Annotated in this window: 15 protein-coding genes; 7 read left to right on the plus strand and 8 right to left on the minus strand. The window is 65.7% G+C overall.

Going from position 1 to position 17,393, the window contains the following annotated elements; translation table 11 throughout:
• The first annotated feature begins 91 nt into the window (after positions 1 to 91).
• The 4 genes from atpG (at position 92) to ACCQ05_RS03635 (ending at position 3,889) form a co-directional block, all read left to right on the plus strand.
• On the plus strand, positions 92 to 955 hold the full coding sequence (gene atpG, locus ACCQ05_RS03620; RefSeq protein WP_228963026.1) for a F0F1 ATP synthase subunit gamma: 864 nt from the start codon (positions 92 to 94) through the stop codon (positions 953 to 955).
• A 144-nt stretch (positions 956 to 1,099) separates the two neighbouring features.
• Positions 1,100 to 2,506, plus strand: coding sequence for a F0F1 ATP synthase subunit beta (gene atpD, locus ACCQ05_RS03625; RefSeq protein ID WP_003484008.1), 1,407 nt, complete (start codon positions 1,100 to 1,102; stop codon positions 2,504 to 2,506).
• A 146-nt stretch (positions 2,507 to 2,652) separates the two neighbouring features.
• A complete protein-coding gene (locus tag ACCQ05_RS03630) occupies positions 2,653 to 3,075 on the plus strand; it encodes a F0F1 ATP synthase subunit epsilon (protein WP_372392957.1) in 423 nt (140 codons plus the stop codon).
• Positions 3,076 to 3,301: 226 nt separating this feature from the next.
• A complete protein-coding gene (locus ACCQ05_RS03635) occupies positions 3,302 to 3,889 on the plus strand; it encodes a chorismate mutase (protein WP_372392958.1) in 588 nt (195 codons plus the stop codon).
• 386 nt (positions 3,890 to 4,275) lie between these two features.
• Here ACCQ05_RS03635 and ACCQ05_RS03640 read toward each other — a convergent pair whose 3' ends face one another.
• Positions 4,276 to 4,659: a GtrA family protein gene (locus tag ACCQ05_RS03640; protein ID WP_104540777.1), complete on the minus strand. Its 384-nt coding sequence runs from the start codon at positions 4,657 to 4,659 to the stop codon at positions 4,276 to 4,278.
• 146 nt (positions 4,660 to 4,805) lie between these two features.
• On the opposite strand from ACCQ05_RS03640, the gene glmU reads away from it, so the two are divergent.
• A complete protein-coding gene (gene glmU, locus ACCQ05_RS03645) occupies positions 4,806 to 6,170 on the plus strand; it encodes a bifunctional UDP-N-acetylglucosamine diphosphorylase/glucosamine-1-phosphate N-acetyltransferase GlmU (protein ID WP_228963029.1) in 1,365 nt (454 codons plus the stop codon).
• 210 nt (positions 6,171 to 6,380) lie between these two features.
• Here glmU and ACCQ05_RS03650 read toward each other — a convergent pair whose 3' ends face one another.
• The 7 genes from ACCQ05_RS03650 to ACCQ05_RS03680 all read right to left on the minus strand — a co-directional run bounded on the left by ACCQ05_RS03650 (position 6,381) and on the right by ACCQ05_RS03680 (position 14,400).
• Complete coding sequence (locus tag ACCQ05_RS03650) at positions 6,381 to 7,727, minus strand: sensor histidine kinase (protein ID WP_228963030.1); 1,347 nt, start codon at positions 7,725 to 7,727, stop codon at positions 6,381 to 6,383.
• An 8-nt stretch (positions 7,728 to 7,735) separates the two neighbouring features.
• Entirely contained in the window at positions 7,736 to 9,079 is a 1,344-nt protein-coding gene (locus ACCQ05_RS03655) for a sigma-54-dependent transcriptional regulator (protein WP_228963031.1), read from the minus strand.
• Between the two features lie 149 nt (positions 9,080 to 9,228).
• Positions 9,229 to 9,501, minus strand: a complete 273-nt coding sequence (locus ACCQ05_RS03660; protein ID WP_372393915.1) for a hypothetical protein — start codon at positions 9,499 to 9,501, stop codon at positions 9,229 to 9,231.
• A gap of 275 nt (positions 9,502 to 9,776) precedes the next feature.
• The gene (locus ACCQ05_RS03665) at positions 9,777 to 11,003 is read right to left on the minus strand and encodes an ABC transporter permease (RefSeq protein WP_372392959.1); all 1,227 of its coding nucleotides are present in this window, start codon (positions 11,001 to 11,003) and stop codon (positions 9,777 to 9,779) included.
• Positions 11,004 to 11,058: 55 nt separating this feature from the next.
• Positions 11,059 to 12,360, minus strand: a complete 1,302-nt coding sequence (locus ACCQ05_RS03670; RefSeq protein ID WP_372392960.1) for an ABC transporter permease — start codon at positions 12,358 to 12,360, stop codon at positions 11,059 to 11,061.
• 11 nt (positions 12,361 to 12,371) lie between these two features.
• Positions 12,372 to 13,091, minus strand: coding sequence for an ABC transporter ATP-binding protein (locus ACCQ05_RS03675; protein WP_372360311.1), 720 nt, complete (start codon positions 13,089 to 13,091; stop codon positions 12,372 to 12,374).
• 37 nt (positions 13,092 to 13,128) lie between these two features.
• Positions 13,129 to 14,400 carry an efflux RND transporter periplasmic adaptor subunit gene (locus ACCQ05_RS03680; RefSeq protein ID WP_372392961.1) on the minus strand — a complete coding sequence of 424 codons (1,272 nt, stop codon included), beginning with the start codon at positions 14,398 to 14,400 and terminating at the stop codon, positions 13,129 to 13,131.
• A gap of 206 nt (positions 14,401 to 14,606) precedes the next feature.
• Between ACCQ05_RS03680 and glmS the strand changes: the two genes are divergently transcribed.
• Both glmS and ACCQ05_RS03690 read left to right on the plus strand, forming a co-directional pair.
• Positions 14,607 to 16,436, plus strand: a complete 1,830-nt coding sequence (glmS, locus tag ACCQ05_RS03685; protein WP_372392962.1) for a glutamine--fructose-6-phosphate transaminase (isomerizing) — start codon at positions 14,607 to 14,609, stop codon at positions 16,434 to 16,436.
• A 434-nt stretch (positions 16,437 to 16,870) separates the two neighbouring features.
• On the plus strand, positions 16,871 to 17,344 hold the full coding sequence (locus ACCQ05_RS03690; RefSeq protein WP_228964661.1) for a hypothetical protein: 474 nt from the start codon (positions 16,871 to 16,873) through the stop codon (positions 17,342 to 17,344).
• Positions 17,345 to 17,393 lie beyond the last annotated feature (49 nt).

Raw genomic sequence — 17,393 nt, forward strand, 5'->3', positions numbered from 1 at the left:
CCGGGGTTCTCGGAAGCGGTGAGGTAGGGAGGCGTTAGCCAATCCCGAATCCCGATTCCCGAATCCCACTAAGCGAGCGAAGCGAGCGAGTATGGCAGGCGGACGCGAAATCAAAACCAAGATCAAGAGCGTGCAGAACACCCGCAAGGTGACGCGCGCGCTCGAAATGGTCTCGGCCTCCAAGATCCGCAAGGCGCAGGACCGCATGAAGACCTCGCGTCCCTATGCGCAGGCGATGAAGCAGGTGATCGGACATCTGGCGCAGGCCAGCACCGATTTCCAGCACCCGTTCCTGGTCGAGCGCGAGCAGGTCAAGCGGGTCGGCTACATCGTGATCTCGTCCGACCGCGGCCTGGCCGGCGGTCTGAACAACAACCTGTTCCGCAGGATGCTGGGCGAAGTGCGTCCGTGGCAGGAAAAGGGCGCCGAGATCGACGTGGTGACCATCGGGCAGAAGGCCTCGGCGTTCTTCCGTCGCGTCAAGGTCAACATGGTCGGCAGCGTGACCCACCTGGGCGACAGCCCGCAGGTCGAGCAGCTGATCGGCGTGATCAAGGTGATGATCGATGCCTACATCGAGGGCAAGGTGGACCGCGTGTATCTGGTCTACAACCGCTTCGTGAACACCATGACCCAGAAGGCCAGCTTCGACCAGCTGCTGCCGCTGCCGGCCGCCGAGCACAAGGTGGCGCACCACGATTGGGACTACCTGTACGAACCCGATGCCGCGACCGTGCTGGAGCACGTGATGACGCGCTACATCGAGTCGCTGGTGTACCAGGCGGTGCTGGAAAACGTGGCCTCCGAACACGCTGCACGCATGGTGGCGATGAAGGCCGCCAGCGACAATGCCAACAAGATGATCGGCACCTTGCAACTGGTCTACAACAAGGCGCGCCAGGCGGCGATCACCCAGGAAATTTCGGAAATCGTCAGCGGCGCGGCCGCGGTGTAAGCACGGCCGGGATTGGGGATTCGGGATTGGTTGGAGCGCAGCGAGTTGCGCCTTGGCGAATCCCCAATCACGAATCCCAAATCACAAAATTCAACGAGATGGCATCGGCCACTCGGACAGAACAAAGCTAACCGGAGCAGCAAAATGAGTCAGGGCAAGATCGTTCAGATCATCGGCGCGGTCGTCGACGTCGAATTCCCGCGCAATGAAGTGCCGAAGGTGTATCACGCGCTCAAGGTCGATGGCACCGAAATCACCCTGGAAGTGCAGCAGCAGCTGGGCGACGGCGTCGTGCGCACGATCGCGCTGGGCTCCACCGACGGCCTGAAGCGCAACCTGGTCGCCACCAACACCGAACGCGCCATCTCGGTGCCGGTCGGCGCCGGCACGCTGGGCCGCATCATGGACGTATTGGGCCGCCCGATCGACGAGGCCGGCGACGTGCAGGCATCAGATCATTGGGAAATCCACCGCGGCGCGCCGTCGTATGAAGACCAGTCTTCCAGCACCGAGCTGCTGGAAACCGGCATCAAGGTGATCGACCTGATGTGCCCGTTCGCCAAGGGGGGCAAGGTCGGCCTGTTCGGCGGCGCCGGCGTCGGCAAGACCGTCAACATGATGGAATTGATCAACAACATCGCCAAGGCGCACTCGGGTCTGTCCGTGTTCGCCGGCGTGGGCGAGCGTACCCGCGAGGGCAACGACTTCTACCACGAGATGAAGGACTCCAACGTCCTGGACAAGGTCGCGATGGTGTACGGCCAGATGAACGAGCCGCCGGGCAACCGTCTGCGCGTGGCGCTGACCGGCCTGACCATGGCCGAGTACTTCCGCGACGAGAAGGACGCCAGCGGCAAGGGCAAGGACGTGCTGCTGTTCGTGGACAACATCTACCGCTACACGCTGGCCGGTACCGAAGTGTCCGCGCTGCTTGGCCGTATGCCCTCGGCAGTGGGCTACCAGCCGACCCTGGCCGAAGAAATGGGCGTGCTGCAGGAACGCATCACCTCGACCAAGAGCGGCTCGATCACCTCGATCCAGGCGGTGTACGTGCCTGCGGACGACCTGACCGACCCGTCGCCGGCGACTACCTTCGCCCACCTGGACTCGACGGTGACGCTGAGCCGTAACATCGCCTCGCTGGGTATCTACCCGGCGGTGGATCCGCTGGACTCCACCAGCCGCCAGATGGACCCGCTGGTGATCGGCCACGAGCATTACGACACCGCCCAGCGCGTCCAGCAGACCTTGCAGAAGTACAAGGAACTGAAGGACATCATCGCGATCCTGGGCATGGACGAGCTGAGCGAAGAAGACAAGCAGTCGGTGTCGCGCGCCCGCAAGATCGAGCGCTTCTTCAGCCAGCCCTTCCACGTGGCCGAAGTGTTCACCGGCTCGCCGGGCAAGTACGTCTCGCTGAAGGACACCATCCGCGGCTTCAAGGCGATCTGCGATGGCGAGTACGACCACTTGCCGGAGCAGGCGTTCTACATGGTCGGCAGCATCGAAGAAGCCGTCGAGAAAGCCAACAAGATGAGCGCCAAGGCGTAACAGCCGGGATTTGGCATTCGGGATTCGGGATTAGGTAAGGCGGTGAGCGGGTGCGGAAACGAGATGAGTGACCATGGTGAAAACCGCGGTTGCCAATCCCGAATCCCCAATCCCCAATCCCCGCCTCACAACGTGAGGCATCCACCATGAGCACTATCCGTTGCGACATCGTCAGCGCCGAGAAGGAAATCTTCCACGGTGAGGCGACGCTGGTCGTGGCCACCGGCGAGTTGGGCGAGCTGGGCATTGCGCCCAAGCACGCGCCGCTGATCACCCGCCTGAAGCCGGGCAAGGTGGTGGTGACCACCGCCAACGGCGAACAGCTGGACTTCGCCATCTCCGGCGGCATTCTCGAAGTGCAGCCGCAGGTGGTGACCGTGCTGGTCGACACCGCGGTGCGCGCGCAGGACATCGACGAAGCCGCCGTGCGCAAGGTCAAGGAAGAGGCCGAGCGCCTGCTGGCCAACCGTGGCGAGACCGTGGACGTGGCCCAGGCGCAGCGTCAGCTGGCCGAGGCGACGGTGCAGCTGCAGGCGCTGGAGCGCCTGCGCCGCACGCTCAAGCACTGATCGAGCGCATGCCCGCTGCCGGGCATGCGATGCGATTGAGCGGTACTGCCACACCCAGGTGTGGATCCAAAACGTCGGCCTTCGTGCCGACGTTTTCGTTTTTGGGGAGTCCGTTGCGCGGCCGGCCGCATCGGGCGGACGGGAGCGCGCACACTGCCTGCCACCGCGCCGTGCCGCGCATCGGGCGCGCCATGGCAAACAACATCTGTGAGTCGAGGAGCACTGCATGACCCGGTTGACCGAAGGCCTTCGCGGTTACGCAATCACCGCCACGCTTGCCGTGACGCTGCTGGGCTGCGCGTTGCCGGCACGCAGCCAGCCGTCATTGGATCCGCTGCTGGACCGCATCGTGCAGCGCAATGCCATCGGCGATGCGGTGGCATTGAGCAAATGGGATAGCGGCAAGCCGGTACTGGATCAGACGCGCGAGGCGGCGGTATTGCTGAGCGTGCGCGATCAGGCCTCCGCGCATGGGCTGGAACCCGATGACGCGGTGCGCTTCTTTGCCGCGCAGATCGAGGCCAACAAGGCGGTGCAATACGCACTGCTGAATCATTGGCACGAGCGCGGCCGCGCTCCGGAGACCGCGCGGCCGGATCTGGCTACCTTGCGCACGCGGCTGGATCAACTGCAAGGCGAGCTGCTCGATGCACTGGCCGCCGCAGGTCCTGCACGGGCGGCGCCCGAGTGCCCGACCAGCACCGCACGTGCGGCTGCGCGCTACGCCGCGCAATGGCAACTGGACGCGCTGCATCGCGCAGCACTGGTGCGCAGCCTGGGCGACTTCTGCCAGCAGGCGGGTAACCAGATCTAACCGGCGGCGATCGACCGGCTGTGGGCGATGTGCCCGGGCCGGCGATGCAGCGACGCGTACCGGTCTGCGTGCGGCCGGCTGGCCTGGGTTGGTAGACCAGTCTCCGGTCACGGCCGCCTGGCCCTTCCGTTCGTGGTGCCATCTCCTTCCCGCACCGCCGACACGGCAAACCCCGCTTCGTGCAGGGGCGTCGGACCGGACGTCGGCAGGCGCGCAGCTGCAAGGCCGCCGGCGACCGGGCGTTGGACATGGCCTGAGGACATTGCCCGCGCCTAGCGTCCTCTTAGGCTGCGTTCCATGTCGAAAGCGGGGGCACGCGGCAGGCTAAGAGGTCAGTGCGCGCCGGGTGTGCCCTGCGGCCGGTCGCCGCGATCGCTGGCCTGGCCTCAGCGATACACCACATGCCGGCCCAGAAAGAACGACACAATCGCCAGCCCGCCCTCCACCAGCGGTTTGGCCAGCCAGGCCTGACGCAGGCCGAGCAGATCGACCGTGGCCGACAGCAACCAGGTGCTGATGATGGTCAAGGTCAGCCACATCACCGCAAAGCGGCGGAAGCGCTGCCAGCCAAGACGTGCGCCATCCTGATGGGCAAAGGTGTAGCGGCCGTTGAGCCAGAATCCGAGCACTGCACCGCTGACACGTCCGAGCAGGTTGGCAGGCACCGCAGGCATGCCGGCGGCAGTGGCGGCAATGAAAATGCCGCAATCCACGGCCAGCTGCAGCGCGCCGATCAGGGTGAACTGGCTGCCTTGGCGGAACAGGCTCATGCGTGCCGGACAAGATGAAAGGGCGCCCATCCTAGCGGGCGCGACGCTTAAAAACGTGTCGTGGCGTGTTGATGGCATGCAGCGACCACGCCGCGTTGCGGCACTGCGACTAGAATTCGGGTCTTTCTTGCAATCGGAACGTAGTGATGACTTTGCCCCTGCACGTTGTGATCCTGGCCGCGGGCGAGGGCAAGCGCATGCGCTCGGCGCTGCCCAAGGTGCTGCAGCCGCTGGCGGGCCAGCCGATGCTGGCGCACGTGATCGCCACTGCACGGCAATTGCAGCCGGCGGCCATCCATATCGTGTACGGGCACGGCGGCGATCAGGTACGTGCGGCCTTCGCCGCGCAGGAGGATCTGCGCTGGGCCGAGCAGCGGCAGCAACTGGGCACCGGCCACGCGGTCCAGCAGGCGATGGATGCGGTACCCGACGCGGCCACGGTGCTGGTGTTGTACGGCGACGTGCCACTGATTCGCAGCGAAAGCCTGTTGCAGTTGCTGCATGCGCCTGGCCGCATGGCGGTGTTGGTCGCCGAACTGGCCAACCCCACCGGCTACGGACGCATCCTGCGCGATGCCGAAGGCAAGGTGGCCGCGATCGTCGAGCAGAAGGATGCCAACGACGAGCAGCGGCGCATCCGCACCATCAATACCGGCATCGTGACCGCCGAATCCACCGCGCTGCGCCGCTGGTTGAGCGGCCTGTCCAACGACAATGCGCAGGGCGAGTTCTATCTGACCGACATCTTCGCCAGCGCCGCTATCGATTTCACCCCGGCCGAGATGGTGCATGTGGCCGATCCGCAGGAGGTCGAAGGCGCCAACGACCCGTGGCAGCTTGCCCAGCTCGAGCGCGCCTGGCAGCTACGCGCGGCGCGCGCGCTGTGCCTGGAGGGCGTGCGCATGGCCGACCCGGCGCGCGTGGAGCAGCGCGGCAGCGTCAAGGTGGGCCGGGATGTGCAGCTGGATATCGATGTGATCCTGGAAGGCGATGTGACGCTGGGCGACGGCGTGGTGATCGGCCCGTTCGTGCGCCTGCGCGACGTCAACCTCGGCCCCGGCACGCAGGTGCGTGCGCATTGCGATCTGGAGGGCGTGGTTACCGAAGGCGCGGCGCTGGTCGGGCCGTTCGCACGCCTGCGCCCGGGCACGGTGCTGGCCGACGGCGTGCATATCGGTAATTTCGTCGAGACCAAGAAGGTCACCATGGGCGTGGGCAGCAAGGCCAACCATCTGACCTACCTGGGCGATGCGGTCATCGGCAGCAAGGTCAACATCGGTGCCGGCACCATCACCTGCAACTACGATGGCGTGAACAAGTCGCAGACCACCATCGGCGATGGCGCCTTTGTCGGCTCCAACAGCGCGTTGGTGGCGCCGGTCGAGATCGGCGCCATGTCCACCATCGGCGCCGGCTCGGTCATCACCCGCGATGCACCCGCAGGCCAGCTCAGCGTGACACGCGCGCGCCAGACCGTCATCGAAGGCTGGGAGCGGCCCACCAAGAAGTAGGCTGCGCTGGCGGTGGACGATGCAGTGCGCTGCAGCCCCATCGATGGCGAAGGCGTGCATTCGCGCGTCACTGTCGTTGTCGGGAAAGCCCGCCGCGCCCGCGGCGCGTCCCCTACCGGATACATGGCGGCGTTTGCTGTGCAAGGTCTGCTGCGACCAATGACGCGTGTCGATCCCACCCGCTCTGCAGGCGCGTGTGGGGTGCTGCTTTCATGCGGCCGATGGCAACAGCAAGGTCACGCACAGGCCGCCGTGCTCGCGGTTGTGGAGCGAAATGCGTCCGCCGTGCGCTTCGGCGATTTCGCGTGTCAGTGCCAGCCCTAAGCCGGTGCCGTTGCGCTTGGTCGAGTAGAACGGCATCAGCGCGTTGTGCAGCACCGCCTCGTTCATGCCATTGCCGCGGTCGAGCACTTCGATGCGCAGCCACTGCGGCACGCGCGTGACCCGCACCGCGACGTCGCTGTTGGGCGGCTGGGCCTCGCTGCAGGCTTCGTGCGCATTCTTGAGAAGATTGAGCAGCGCCTGTTCGATCTGCGCGGCATCGATGCGGCTGGCGACATCGCTCAGCTCGCCCTGCAACTGGAACGGGATCTGCTGCCGCAGGCGCTCCAGGAAGGGCGCCCACGCGATGGTCTGCAATTGCGGCTGCGGCAACTTGGCAAATCGCGCATAGCCGCGGATGAAGCCTTCCAGGTGGCGCGCGCGTTCTTCGATGGTTTCGAAGACCGTGCCCAGGCGATCGGTGCGTTCGCGCCGCAACAACTCCGCGCCCGAATGCGCCAGCGAGGCGATCGGCGCCAGCGAATTGTTCAACTCGTGGCTGATCACGCGGATGACCTTCTTCCAGGTCTGCACTTCCTGGCGGCGCAACTCGGTGGTGAGGGTGCGGATCAGCAGCAACTCGTGGCCGCGGCCGTTGAGGTGAAAGCTGCGCCGTGACAGGTGGTAGATCTGCTCGTCGTCTTCGTCATCGCCGTCTTCGCGCACCGCGAACAGGCAATCGCCGCCGCGCGCCAGGGCATCGCGCAGTTCGCCGGGCATGCGTTGGAGCACATCGTCCAGATGCTGGCCTTCGAGCTTGCGCCCGTCGTGCAGCAGCTTGCGCGCGGCGTTGTTGGAAAAGCCGATCCGGCGCAGGCCGTCGCCGCCGGCAATGACGAGCAGCATCGCCACCGGCGTGTTCTGCAGCATGGTGTCCAGCATCAATTCGCGCTGCACCAGGTCGCGCCGTTGCGCCCGTAGGACCTCGCCCAGCTCCGCATGCGCCTGGACCAGTTGCGCCAGTTCATCGTTGCCGCGCCAATACACGCCGAAGTTGTACTCGCCGTCGCGATAACTGCTGGTGGTGCCGGCCAGGGCGCGGAACAGCGAGCGCATCGGCGCGGTGGCGCGGGTGAGACTGAACCACATCGCGGCCAGCAGCACGACGACCGAAATGGCAGCTACCTGCCAGCCGTGATCCAGCCAGTACGCCATGAACCAGGGCAGGGCGGCAGCCAGTGCCAGCACCGGCAATAGCCGTAAAAATAGCGCGAGCGTGAAGGAGCGATGCCACATATGCACACTCATTCCGACTTGATGCCGTAGCGGTCCATGCGCCGGTACAGCGCCTGTCGGCTCAGTCCCAGGTCGGCAGCGGCCTGTGCGATGACACCTTGCGCGCGCGCCAGTGCCTGCTCGATGCGTGCACGATCCGGCTCGCCCGCCGCAGGCGCCAACGGCCGCGGCGCTGCGGTGCGTGGCAGGTTCAGGTCCGCAGCTTCGATGCGTGCGCCCTGCGCCAGCAGCGCTGCGCGTTGCAGCACATTGCGCAGCTCGCGCACGTTGCCAGGCCACGCGTGCCGCTCCAGCGCATCGCGCGCCTGCGCCGACAGCGGTTTGCCGCCGGCCAGGAAATGCTCGGCCAGGGGAACGATGTCGCCCGGGCGCTCGGCCAGTGCAGGCAGGGCGATTTCCACGGTGTTGAGGCGGTAGTACAGATCCTCGCGAAAGCTGCCGTCGCGAATCATCGCTGGCAGATCGGCGTTGGTGGCGCTGATGACGCGCACCTTGGCATGGCGCTCGCGGTTGGAACCCAGCCGCTCGTAGCGGCCGGTTTCCAGCACGCGCAGCAGTTTCATCTGGCCCGCCAGCGGCAGGTTGCCGATCTCGTCCAGGAACAGCGTGCCGCCATCGGCGGCTTCGAACTTGCCTTCGCGCGCCTTGTTGGCACCGGTATAGGCACCGGCCTCGGCGCCGAACAGTTCCGCCTCGATCAACTCCCCGGGCAGCGCGCCGCAGTTGAGCGCGATGAACGGACCGTGCCTGACAGCGGAATTGGCCTGGATGATTTCGGCGATCTTCTCCTTGCCGCTGCCGTTGGGGCCGGTGATCAGCACCGGCAAGTCCGAGCGCGCCACCTGGCAGGCCAGCGCAATCGCGCGCTCGCTGGCAGGATCGGCGAACACCGCGCCGCGCAGGTCGTAGCGCTGGGTGAGTTGCTCGCGGCCGCGATGCTCGCGCTCGCGGCGACGCTGCAGCTCGCGCCGCGCCTCGGACAGTTCCAGCAGGTTGTTGACCGTGGTCAGCAGTTTGGTGTCGTCCCAGGGCTTGGCGATGTAATCGGCCGCACCGGCCTTGACCAGGCCGACGGCGCTGCCCAGATGCGTCCAGGCCGTGAGCAGGATGACCGGCAGGTCCGGGTGGCGCTGGCGGATCTGGGTGAACAAGGCTTCGCCTTCTTCGCCGGAGGTGGTGTCGGCGGTGAAGTTCATGTCCTGGATCACCAGATCGAAGGCCTGCGCATCCAGTAGCGACAATCCGGCCTGCGGCGATGACGCATGCATCGATTCGATGTCATGCAGCGAGAACAGCACGTCCAGCGCGGTAGCGACCGCTGTGTTGTCGTCGATGATCAGGATCTGCGGCATCGCGTTGCTCAAGAAGGCGCGGAAGGGGGATCGGCACAGAATACTGTGCAGAGCGGAGCTGCAATGCGTCGCCGGCCAGCGCGGCGGTACGTTGCCAGCCGATATCGCGGGCGGACTCCAGGCGCCGCGGCAGCGGCCCCTGGACCAGGCTAGCGTGGCGCGGGCGGCAGTGGCACGGTGGGCGGCAGCAAGGGCGCGTAGCTTGCCGCTGTCCATGTCAGGCGCAGCTGGACACCATCGCGCAGGACCTCCACGGTGATGGGGTTGCCGGCAGCGGCACGCAGCGCGTCCAGCAAGTGCGCCAACGCGGTGATCTGGGTCCGCCCTGCCGTGCGCACGCGGTCACCGCGCTGCAACTGCAGGTCCAGCGCGGCGCTGGCCTGGGTGACCAGCAAGCCATCGCCGGTGGTGACGAGCTCCAGGAACTGATCGTTGTGGCGCCAGTTGAGCCTGGTGTCCTCGACGACGAGGGCGTCATGGGTCGAGCCGCCAGGCGTGGAGGTTGCCGCTTGCGCCTGTGTTGCGGCCTTGGCGTGGCTGGCCGGGATCACACACAGGGCTGCCAGGACGATCAGTGCCGGTGTCGCAAACAAGGTGACCATGTGGATATCCGGTCCGTAACGGTGGCTGCAAGATGCCGATAGTGGCAAACCCCGCCCCTTCCCGGCCACCAGGGCACGGGAAGGGGCGCAGCCCCTCATGCACTGCGCGTGGCAACGGCCGGTGGCACCGCGGCCGCGCGGCGGGCCGGCCAGAACACCGCCAGCTGGCCGAGCATCCATAGCAGCAGCGCACCGATCGGCAGGTAGATCGCCGGCAGTCGCGGCAATTCATAGCGTGCCATCAGCCAGACGTTGATCGAGTAGGCCATCAGCATGCCGAGCACGATGCCGACCGAGGCGAGCAGGAAATTCTCGATCTGGAAATAGCGCAGGATCTGGCTGCGCGTTGCACCCAGTGCACGGCGGATGCCGATCTGCTTGGTGCGTTGCTGCACCCAGAAACTCGCCAGGCCGACGATACCCAGGGCGGTCACGATCAGCAGGGCGATGCACACCGCTCCAAGCAGCCAGATCATGGCGCGATCATTGCGGAAGTACTTGTCGCGGATTTCGGTATAGGTCTCTTGCTTGAGCACCAGCCGGCTGTTGTCCACTTTCATCAAGGCCGCTACTGCCGCCTTCAGCACTTCCGCCCGACGCAAAGGATCGGTGACACGTACCATGTATTGCCCACCGGTATACGGTGGACGGATAGGCAGCAGCATCGCATAGTCCTTTGCTGCCAGCCCATTGATATTGTTCGGCCGCGCCAGGGTGCGCACGATTCCGACGATACGCAACGGGACATCGCCGGAGTAGATGGTCTTGCCGAGCGCACTGTGGTCGGGGAACATCTTGTCCGCCGCCCCCTGCGTCAGAATGACCGCCGCGCCCTTCTTGCGGACTTCATCGTCGTTATCGGCTTTTTCCTGGCTGATGTATTCCTCGGGGCTGAAGTCGCGACCGGCATTCAACTGCACTCCGAGTGTATCCAGGCTGCCTTCGCTGACCAGATACTGCGCGGCATTGAGCGTGGGGCGTTCCTGCTCTGGCGTTAGTGTCAATGAGGTATTGGAAGAGTAATTGACGAAGGGAATCTGATTGGTGATGACCGCATTGCGCACGCCGGGCACCGCGCGCAGCGCCGCCAGATCCTCCCGGGTACGGGCATCGGCATTGGCCTGCGGACCGATGCCGTCCAGCTGGATGCTGAGCAGCTCCGCTTCGGCGATGCCACTGGGAGTCTGCAGCGTCTCCAGGCGATTGCCGATCAGGAACAGCGAATTGCAGATGATGGCGCAAGCCAGTGCGATCTCCAGCACGATCAATGCGGCCGCAGTCTTGTGGCGGCGCAAGGTGGAGATGATGGGGCGGATGTCCATGGGCTGACCTTGAATTTGGGGAGCGTGGCCCGCCGCGGCGCGGCGGGCAGGAGAGTCAGGACGACTTCAACTGCAGCGCCGGTGCGACCTGGATGGCGCGCCAGGACGGCAGAATGCCGGCGAGCAGGCTCGCGGCGATCGCAATGGCGAACGTCAGCAGCAGCATCGTGATATCCAGGTGCGCCAGCGCGGCATAATCCACCGGTTGCTGACGCACGGCCCACAGCCCCAGCCACGCCAGCACAAGTCCGCCGATGCCGCCGGCCAGGCCGATGGTTCCTGCCTCCACCAGACACTGCGCAAAGATTGCGCCGCGCGATGCTCCAAGCGCACGCCGCACGCCGATCTCCCCGCTGCGGCGCAGGAATTTCGCCAGCAACAGGCCTACCGTGTTGAGCAGGCACACCAGCAGAAAGCCCATGGCCAGCCACAGCTGCAGGCGGACGTCGCTGGGAACCACCTTGTTATGGTCCAGCCACTGCATCACGTTGCGCAGGCGCACATTGTTGGGTCGGGTAAAGCGCCCGGCGGCACGTTGCTGATCGGAATAGTTCTCGAGGTAGGCCTTGTAGTCGCTCGCCTGCTTGGCGTTCTCCAGCTCCACCCAATACTGCACCCAGCTGCAGGGTGCATTGAGCGCGCTGAAGTCGCCAGCTTCGACCTTGCCGTAGCAGTTGGTCCCACCGGAGTGGCTCAACTTCAGATCCATCGCCGTACTGAACGGCACGTACAGCTGTTCGTTCGAGCCGTAGGTTTCGGTGATGTCGTAGAAGCGTGGGTCGATCTTCCAGGTATCCAGGACGCCGACGATACGGAAGGTGTTCTTGTCGACGCGCACCTCGCGCCCGACGCTGTTGCCACCGTCGAACAGTTTTTCGTTCAGCGACTTGCTGATCACCGCGACACGTTCGTGCCGCTCGTCGCTTGTGCTGGACCACGCTTGGCCGTAGAGCAAGGGCACGTCGAACATCGCAAAGAAATCGGCCGAAGTGAAACGAGCGTTCAACTTGAAAGGACTCAATCCACTGCGCTGCGGCTCGATCGCGACACTTCCGCCTGACATCATCGCCTGACGCATGGCGCGCTTCTCACGCAGCAGCGCTTCGGCGTCGAAGCGTGTGGACTGGTAATCGGGCTCGTCTCCCGGCTGATAGCCGGACTTCGGTTCTGCATCGACCTGCACGTAGAACAACCGGTCGCTCTTGTGCGGGATCGGATCGCCCGACAACACATAGAACACCGTCAACGTCGTCATGCTGGCGCCGATGCCCAGCGCGATGGCCAGCACCATCAATGCGGTGAGGACCTTGTTGCGGCGGAAACTGCGCAGCGCGAGAGTGAAGTAGTAGCCGAACATGGGCAGGTTCCTCAGTCGGCCAGGCTTGCAGCGGCGCTAGGCGCGCGCATCAGGCTGGGATTGCGTTCCAGATCGGTGGCCTGGCCATCGACGATATGCACGTTGCGCTGCGCGCGTGCGGCCAGTTCCGGGTCGTGGGTGACCATGACGATGGTGGTGCCCTGGCTGTTGATCTCCTCCAGCAACTCCATGACCCCGCGCGCCATCTGCGAGTCGAGGTTGCCGGTGGGTTCGTCGGCCAGCAGCAGGCGCGGGCTGCCGGCCAATGCGCGTGCGATGGCCGCGCGCTGCTGCTGGCCGCCGGACAGTTCCGTGGGGTAATGGCGCAGGCGCGACCCCAGCCCCACCTTGGTCAGCGCCTCTTCGATGCGCTGCTTGCGCTCGGCGGCCGGCATGCCGCGATAGCGCAGCGGCACATCGACGTTGTCGAACAGGTTGAGGTCGGGGATCAGGTTGAAGCCCTGGAAGATGAAGCCGATCTTCTGGTTGCGCAGCCGCGAACGTGCATCGTCGGACAGATGGCTGACGTCTTCGCCATCGAGCAGGTATTGCCCGCTGGTGAAGGTTTCCAGCAGTCCGGCGATGTTGAGGAAGGTGGTCTTGCCCGAGCCGGACGGCCCGGTCACCGCGACGAACTCGCCTTCGCGCACATGCAGGTCCAGCGACCGCAGCGCGTGGGTTTCCACCTGTTCGGTGCGGAACACCTTGGAGACCGCTTGCATCTTGAGCATTGCCGATTCCTTTGCGAAAAATGGGATGTGAACAGGATTAGTGGACGGTGACGCGCGGTGCGTCGCCAAAGTTGTCTGCGCCGGACACCACCACGCGGTCGCCTGCCTGCAGGCCGGACAGCACCTGCACTTCGCCGAGGCTGCTGACACCGAGCTTGACCGGGCGGCGCGCGGCGGTGTTGCCGTCCATCACGTAGGCATAGCTGCCGCCAGACTGCTCGACGAAGGGCCCGCGCTCGACCTTGAGCACGTTGCGGCGGGTGTCCATCAGCACGCGCGCGCTCATGCGCTGGCTCTGGCGCAGGCCGGGCGGTTGTTTGTCGGTGAAGCGGATGCGTGCGGTGACTTCGCCGTTGACCACCTCCGGCGATACCGCCGAGATGGCGCCGGGGAAGGGTTCGCCGTTGCCGCTGGTGAGCTGGGCCGGCATGCCGATCGCCAGATCGCGCGCGAAGCTTTCCGGCACCTTGATCTCGACCTCGAACTTGGACAGATCCACCACGCCCAGGATCGGGGCATTGGCGGCCACCTGGGTGTGCTGCACCGCCTGCACCTGGCCGACCTGGCCATCGAAGGGCGCCAGCAGCGTGAGCGCGTCCACCTGGCGCTGCACTTCGGCCACCACCGCGCGCTGGCGATCGGCCAGCAGGCGCTTGTTGCGCGAATCCAGATCCGCGCCCTGGCTCTTCAACGCCGCATCGCGCTGGGCGTGCTGCAGGTCGATATCGGTCTTCTTCAAGGTGTCCTGGGCCTTGGCCAGTTCCACCTGCGGCACCGCGCCACCATCGAAGCCACGCTGGTAACGCTCCAGGTCGCGCGCGGCGGCCTGCCGGTCGATCTTGGCCTGGTCGGTGAGCTTGTTGGCGTTGGCGCGCGCCAGGGTGGCATCCAGGGCAGCGCGGCTGGATTCGGCTTCCAGGCCGGCCAGGGTGGCCTGCTCCTGTGCCAGCTTGCTGCGCAGTTCCGGGCTGTCGACGCGCGCCAACTCCTGGCCCTGCTTGACCACGTCGCCGGCCACCACGCTCAGCGTCACCGTGCCGGCGGAGATGGCGTACAGCACCGGGCTGTTGGCGGCGATCACCCGGCCATCGGCGGCGATGTCGCGGACCAGGTCACCCTGGGTGACGGTGGCAATGCGCACCCGGCTGGCATCGAACGAGCGGCTGCCGGCGCTCCACGCAGTGATCGCCCAGCCGATGCCGGCCAGCACGGCCACCGCACCGACGCCGGGCCACAGCCAGCGACGCCATGGTGCGGTGTGAGCGGGCGTGCGGATGAGCTGGTCCTGGGCGGAGGTGTCACGAATCATGGCGGGCGTGCTCGGTGGCGTCACGGTGACAAAGCAGGCGCCGTGCCAACTTGCAAGCAACTGAAATGAATGGGATTTATGGCGAAGCTGGGAGTGTCCGCAGTGTCCGCGGACACCCGGGCGGACACGCTGTCCGGTCGCAGTCATGCAGTGGACAAGAGCGGACACGCTAAAATGCCGCTCTTCTTTCCCAATGAGCTGTCCCTATGTGCGGCATTGTCGGCGCGATCGCCGGGCGCGACGTGGTCCCGGTCCTGATCGAAGGACTCAAGCGGCTGGAATATCGCGGCTACGACTCTTCCGGCATTGCGGTGCTCGATGGCGACCAGGTGCGCCGGGTGCGTCGTACCGGGCGGGTGGCTGAAATGGCCCAGGCCGCACAGGCCGAACGCTTCGGCGCCACGCTGGGCATCGGCCATACCCGCTGGGCCACGCATGGCGGCGTGACCGAAGCCAATGCGCACCCGCACATCAGTGCCGGCATCGCACTGGTGCACAACGGCATCATCGAAAACCACGAAGAACAGCGCGAGAAACTGCGCGCGCTCGGCTATGCCTTCGAGTCGCAGACCGATACCGAAGTCATCGCGCATCTGATCCATCACCATCTGGCCGACGCCGGCGATCTGCTCGGCGCGCTGCAGCGCACGGTCAAGGAACTGACCGGCGCCTACGCGCTGGCGGTGATGAGCCAGGCCGAGCCGGAACGCTTCGTCTGCGCGCGCATGGGCTGCCCATTGCTGATCGGCGTGGGCGAGGGCGAGACCTTCGTCGCCTCCGATGTCTCGGCCATCGTGCAGGCCACCCGCCAGGTGATCTTCCTGGAAGAGGGCGATACCGCCGAGCTGCGCCGCGATGGCGTGCGCATCTTCGATGGCGACAATGCAGTGGTCGAGCGCCCGCTGCATCTGTCGGACGTGTCGCTGGCCTCGCTGGAACTGGGCCCGTTCCGCCACTTCATGCAGAAGGAAATCCACGAACAGCCGCGCGCGCTGGCCGATACCATCGAGGCGGCGATCGATGCCAAGGGCTTCCCGGCCTCGCTGTTCGGTGCCAATGCAGAAGCGGTGTTGCGCGACATCGAAGGCGTGCAGATCCTGGCCTGCGGCACCAGTTACTACGCCGGCATGACCGCGCGCTACTGGATCGAAGCCATCGCCGGGCTGCCGTGCAGCGTGGAGATCGCCAGCGAATACCGTTACCGCGCCGCCCATGCCAATCCCAAGCACCTGATCGTGACGATCTCCCAGTCCGGCGAAACGCTGGACACGATGGAAGCGCTGAAGTACGCCAAATCGCTGGGGCATCTGCACACGCTATCGATCTGCAACGTGCCCGAGAGCGCCATCCCGCGCGCTAGCGAGCTGGTGTGCTACACGCGTGCCGGTGCCGAGATCGGCGTGGCCTCGACCAAGGCCTTCACCACGCAGCTGGCGGTGCTGTTCCAGCTGACCGTGGTGCTGGGCAAGTTGCACGGGCGGGTCAGCGACGCAGAAGAAGCCGACTATCTGGAACAGCTGCGCTTTTTGCCCGGCAGCGTGCAGCACGCCTTGAATTTGGAGCCGCAGATCATGGCCTGGGCCGAGCGGTTCTCGCCGAAGGAGAACGCCTTGTTCCTGGGGCGTGGCCTGCATTACCCGATCGCCCTGGAAGGCGCGCTCAAGCTCAAGGAAATCTCCTACATCCACGCCGAGGCGTATCCAGCCGGCGAGTTGAAGCACGGCCCGCTGGCGCTGGTGGATGCGGCCATGCCGGTAGTGGTGATCGCACCGAACGACCGCTTGCTGGAGAAGGTCAAATCCAACATGCAGGAAGTGCGCGCGCGCGGCGGCGAATTGTTCGTCTTCGCCGACCAGGACAGCCACTTCAGCGAGTCCGAAGGCGTGCACGTGATCCGTACGCCACGCCATGCCGGCGTGCTGTCGCCGGTGATCCACACCATCCCGGTGCAGCTGCTGGCCTACCACACCGCCCTGGCACGCGGCACCGACGTGGACAAGCCGCGTAACCTGGCCAAGTCGGTGACGGTGGAGTAGCAAGGTGCCCCGAGAGCGCAGCCGGGGAGCGATCGCACACATGGCGAAGCATGCGGCGGTCGGGCGCCGAACCGTCGTGCGGCGGTGGAGCCAGGGGGCATTGCCCGATATGCCAGCGGATCGGGCAGCGGGAGCATCCCGCCGGCCAATGCCTATGAGCGCGCGCGTGTCGTAGCCAGCGAACAAGGCGTGGCGAGTGTCTTGCCTGGCTTGGGGCATCGTCGAGGTCCAGGCTCAACGGCGCCGCACCGCGCCAAGGGTGCCGCGCAAGTGCACCGGATTTTCGTCGCGCAGTGCATGGGTCTTGGCGAAAGACCGCTACCCGCCTGGCAGCGAACTGCGTCGCATTGGCAGACCGGCCCACAGGCTGCCAGCAGTTTGGCCCAGCTTATGCATACGCTTTCTGCGAGGGTCACCACCACGCAGGAGGACGTATGCACGAGTCTTTCAAACAGGGGGCGCCGGCCGAGCTGTGGCAGGCGTTGGTGCGCGAGGCAGGCGAGCGGACTGCACGTCCGCTGGACGAATCGCGCGAACACTATCTGGTCTTCGTGTTGCTGCGCTTCCAGCGCGATGCGCATCTGCTCTCGCGCACCCAGGCGCTGGCCTGGCTGCATGCGCAGGAGCAGGTGGGCAGCCTGCGTGCAGACCTGCTGCGCGATGTCGGTGACGGGTGTCTGCTGATCGCCGGCCTGTTTCCCGGTGTCGCGCAGCGCCGTCGCCTCAGCGTGGACTACTTCATCGATCTGGGACGCGGTGCGTATTCCGAGGTGGCCGACACACGCTGCAGCGACGCCGGTCTGTTTGCCCAGCTGGCCGACAGTTATCGCGAACTGGTCCGCATCCTGGCTGCGTTGCGCACGCCGCGCTGCTGGCAGCCCGGTGCCGGAGGGATCCTGCATGCCTGATTCTTGAGGTCAGGCAAGGGAGGTCCCCACATACGCGTCGGGTCCGTCC

The sequence above is a fragment of the Xanthomonas sp. NCPPB 3582 genome (genome assembly GCF_041475735.2).
Classification (GTDB): Bacteria; Pseudomonadota; Gammaproteobacteria; order Xanthomonadales; family Xanthomonadaceae; genus Xanthomonas; species Xanthomonas codiaei.

What these genes read in the sequence shown, in the direction of transcription:
- ACCQ05_RS03650 (WP_228963030.1), bottom strand. Translation starts at nt 7,727, where the DNA reads ATGTGGCATCGCTCCTTCACGCTCGCGCTATTTTTACGGCTATTGCCG.
- ACCQ05_RS03655 (WP_228963031.1), bottom strand. Translation starts at nt 9,079, where the DNA reads ATGCCGCAGATCCTGATCATCGACGACAACACAGCGGTCGCTACCGCG.
- ACCQ05_RS03630 (WP_372392957.1), top strand. Translation starts at nt 2,653, where the DNA reads ATGAGCACTATCCGTTGCGACATCGTCAGCGCCGAGAAGGAAATCTTC.
- ACCQ05_RS03680 (WP_372392961.1), bottom strand. Translation starts at nt 14,400, where the DNA reads ATGATTCGTGACACCTCCGCCCAGGACCAGCTCATCCGCACGCCCGCT.
- ACCQ05_RS03635 (WP_372392958.1), top strand. Translation starts at nt 3,302, where the DNA reads ATGACCCGGTTGACCGAAGGCCTTCGCGGTTACGCAATCACCGCCACG.
- ACCQ05_RS03665 (WP_372392959.1), bottom strand. Translation starts at nt 11,003, where the DNA reads ATGGACATCCGCCCCATCATCTCCACCTTGCGCCGCCACAAGACTGCG.
- atpG (WP_228963026.1), top strand. Translation starts at nt 92, where the DNA reads ATGGCAGGCGGACGCGAAATCAAAACCAAGATCAAGAGCGTGCAGAAC.
- atpD (WP_003484008.1), top strand. Translation starts at nt 1,100, where the DNA reads ATGAGTCAGGGCAAGATCGTTCAGATCATCGGCGCGGTCGTCGACGTC.
- ACCQ05_RS03640 (WP_104540777.1), bottom strand. Translation starts at nt 4,659, where the DNA reads ATGAGCCTGTTCCGCCAAGGCAGCCAGTTCACCCTGATCGGCGCGCTG.
- ACCQ05_RS03690 (WP_228964661.1), top strand. Translation starts at nt 16,871, where the DNA reads ATGCACGAGTCTTTCAAACAGGGGGCGCCGGCCGAGCTGTGGCAGGCG.
- ACCQ05_RS03675 (WP_372360311.1), bottom strand. Translation starts at nt 13,091, where the DNA reads ATGCTCAAGATGCAAGCGGTCTCCAAGGTGTTCCGCACCGAACAGGTG.
- glmS (WP_372392962.1), top strand. Translation starts at nt 14,607, where the DNA reads ATGTGCGGCATTGTCGGCGCGATCGCCGGGCGCGACGTGGTCCCGGTC.
- glmU (WP_228963029.1), top strand. Translation starts at nt 4,806, where the DNA reads ATGACTTTGCCCCTGCACGTTGTGATCCTGGCCGCGGGCGAGGGCAAG.
- ACCQ05_RS03670 (WP_372392960.1), bottom strand. Translation starts at nt 12,360, where the DNA reads ATGTTCGGCTACTACTTCACTCTCGCGCTGCGCAGTTTCCGCCGCAAC.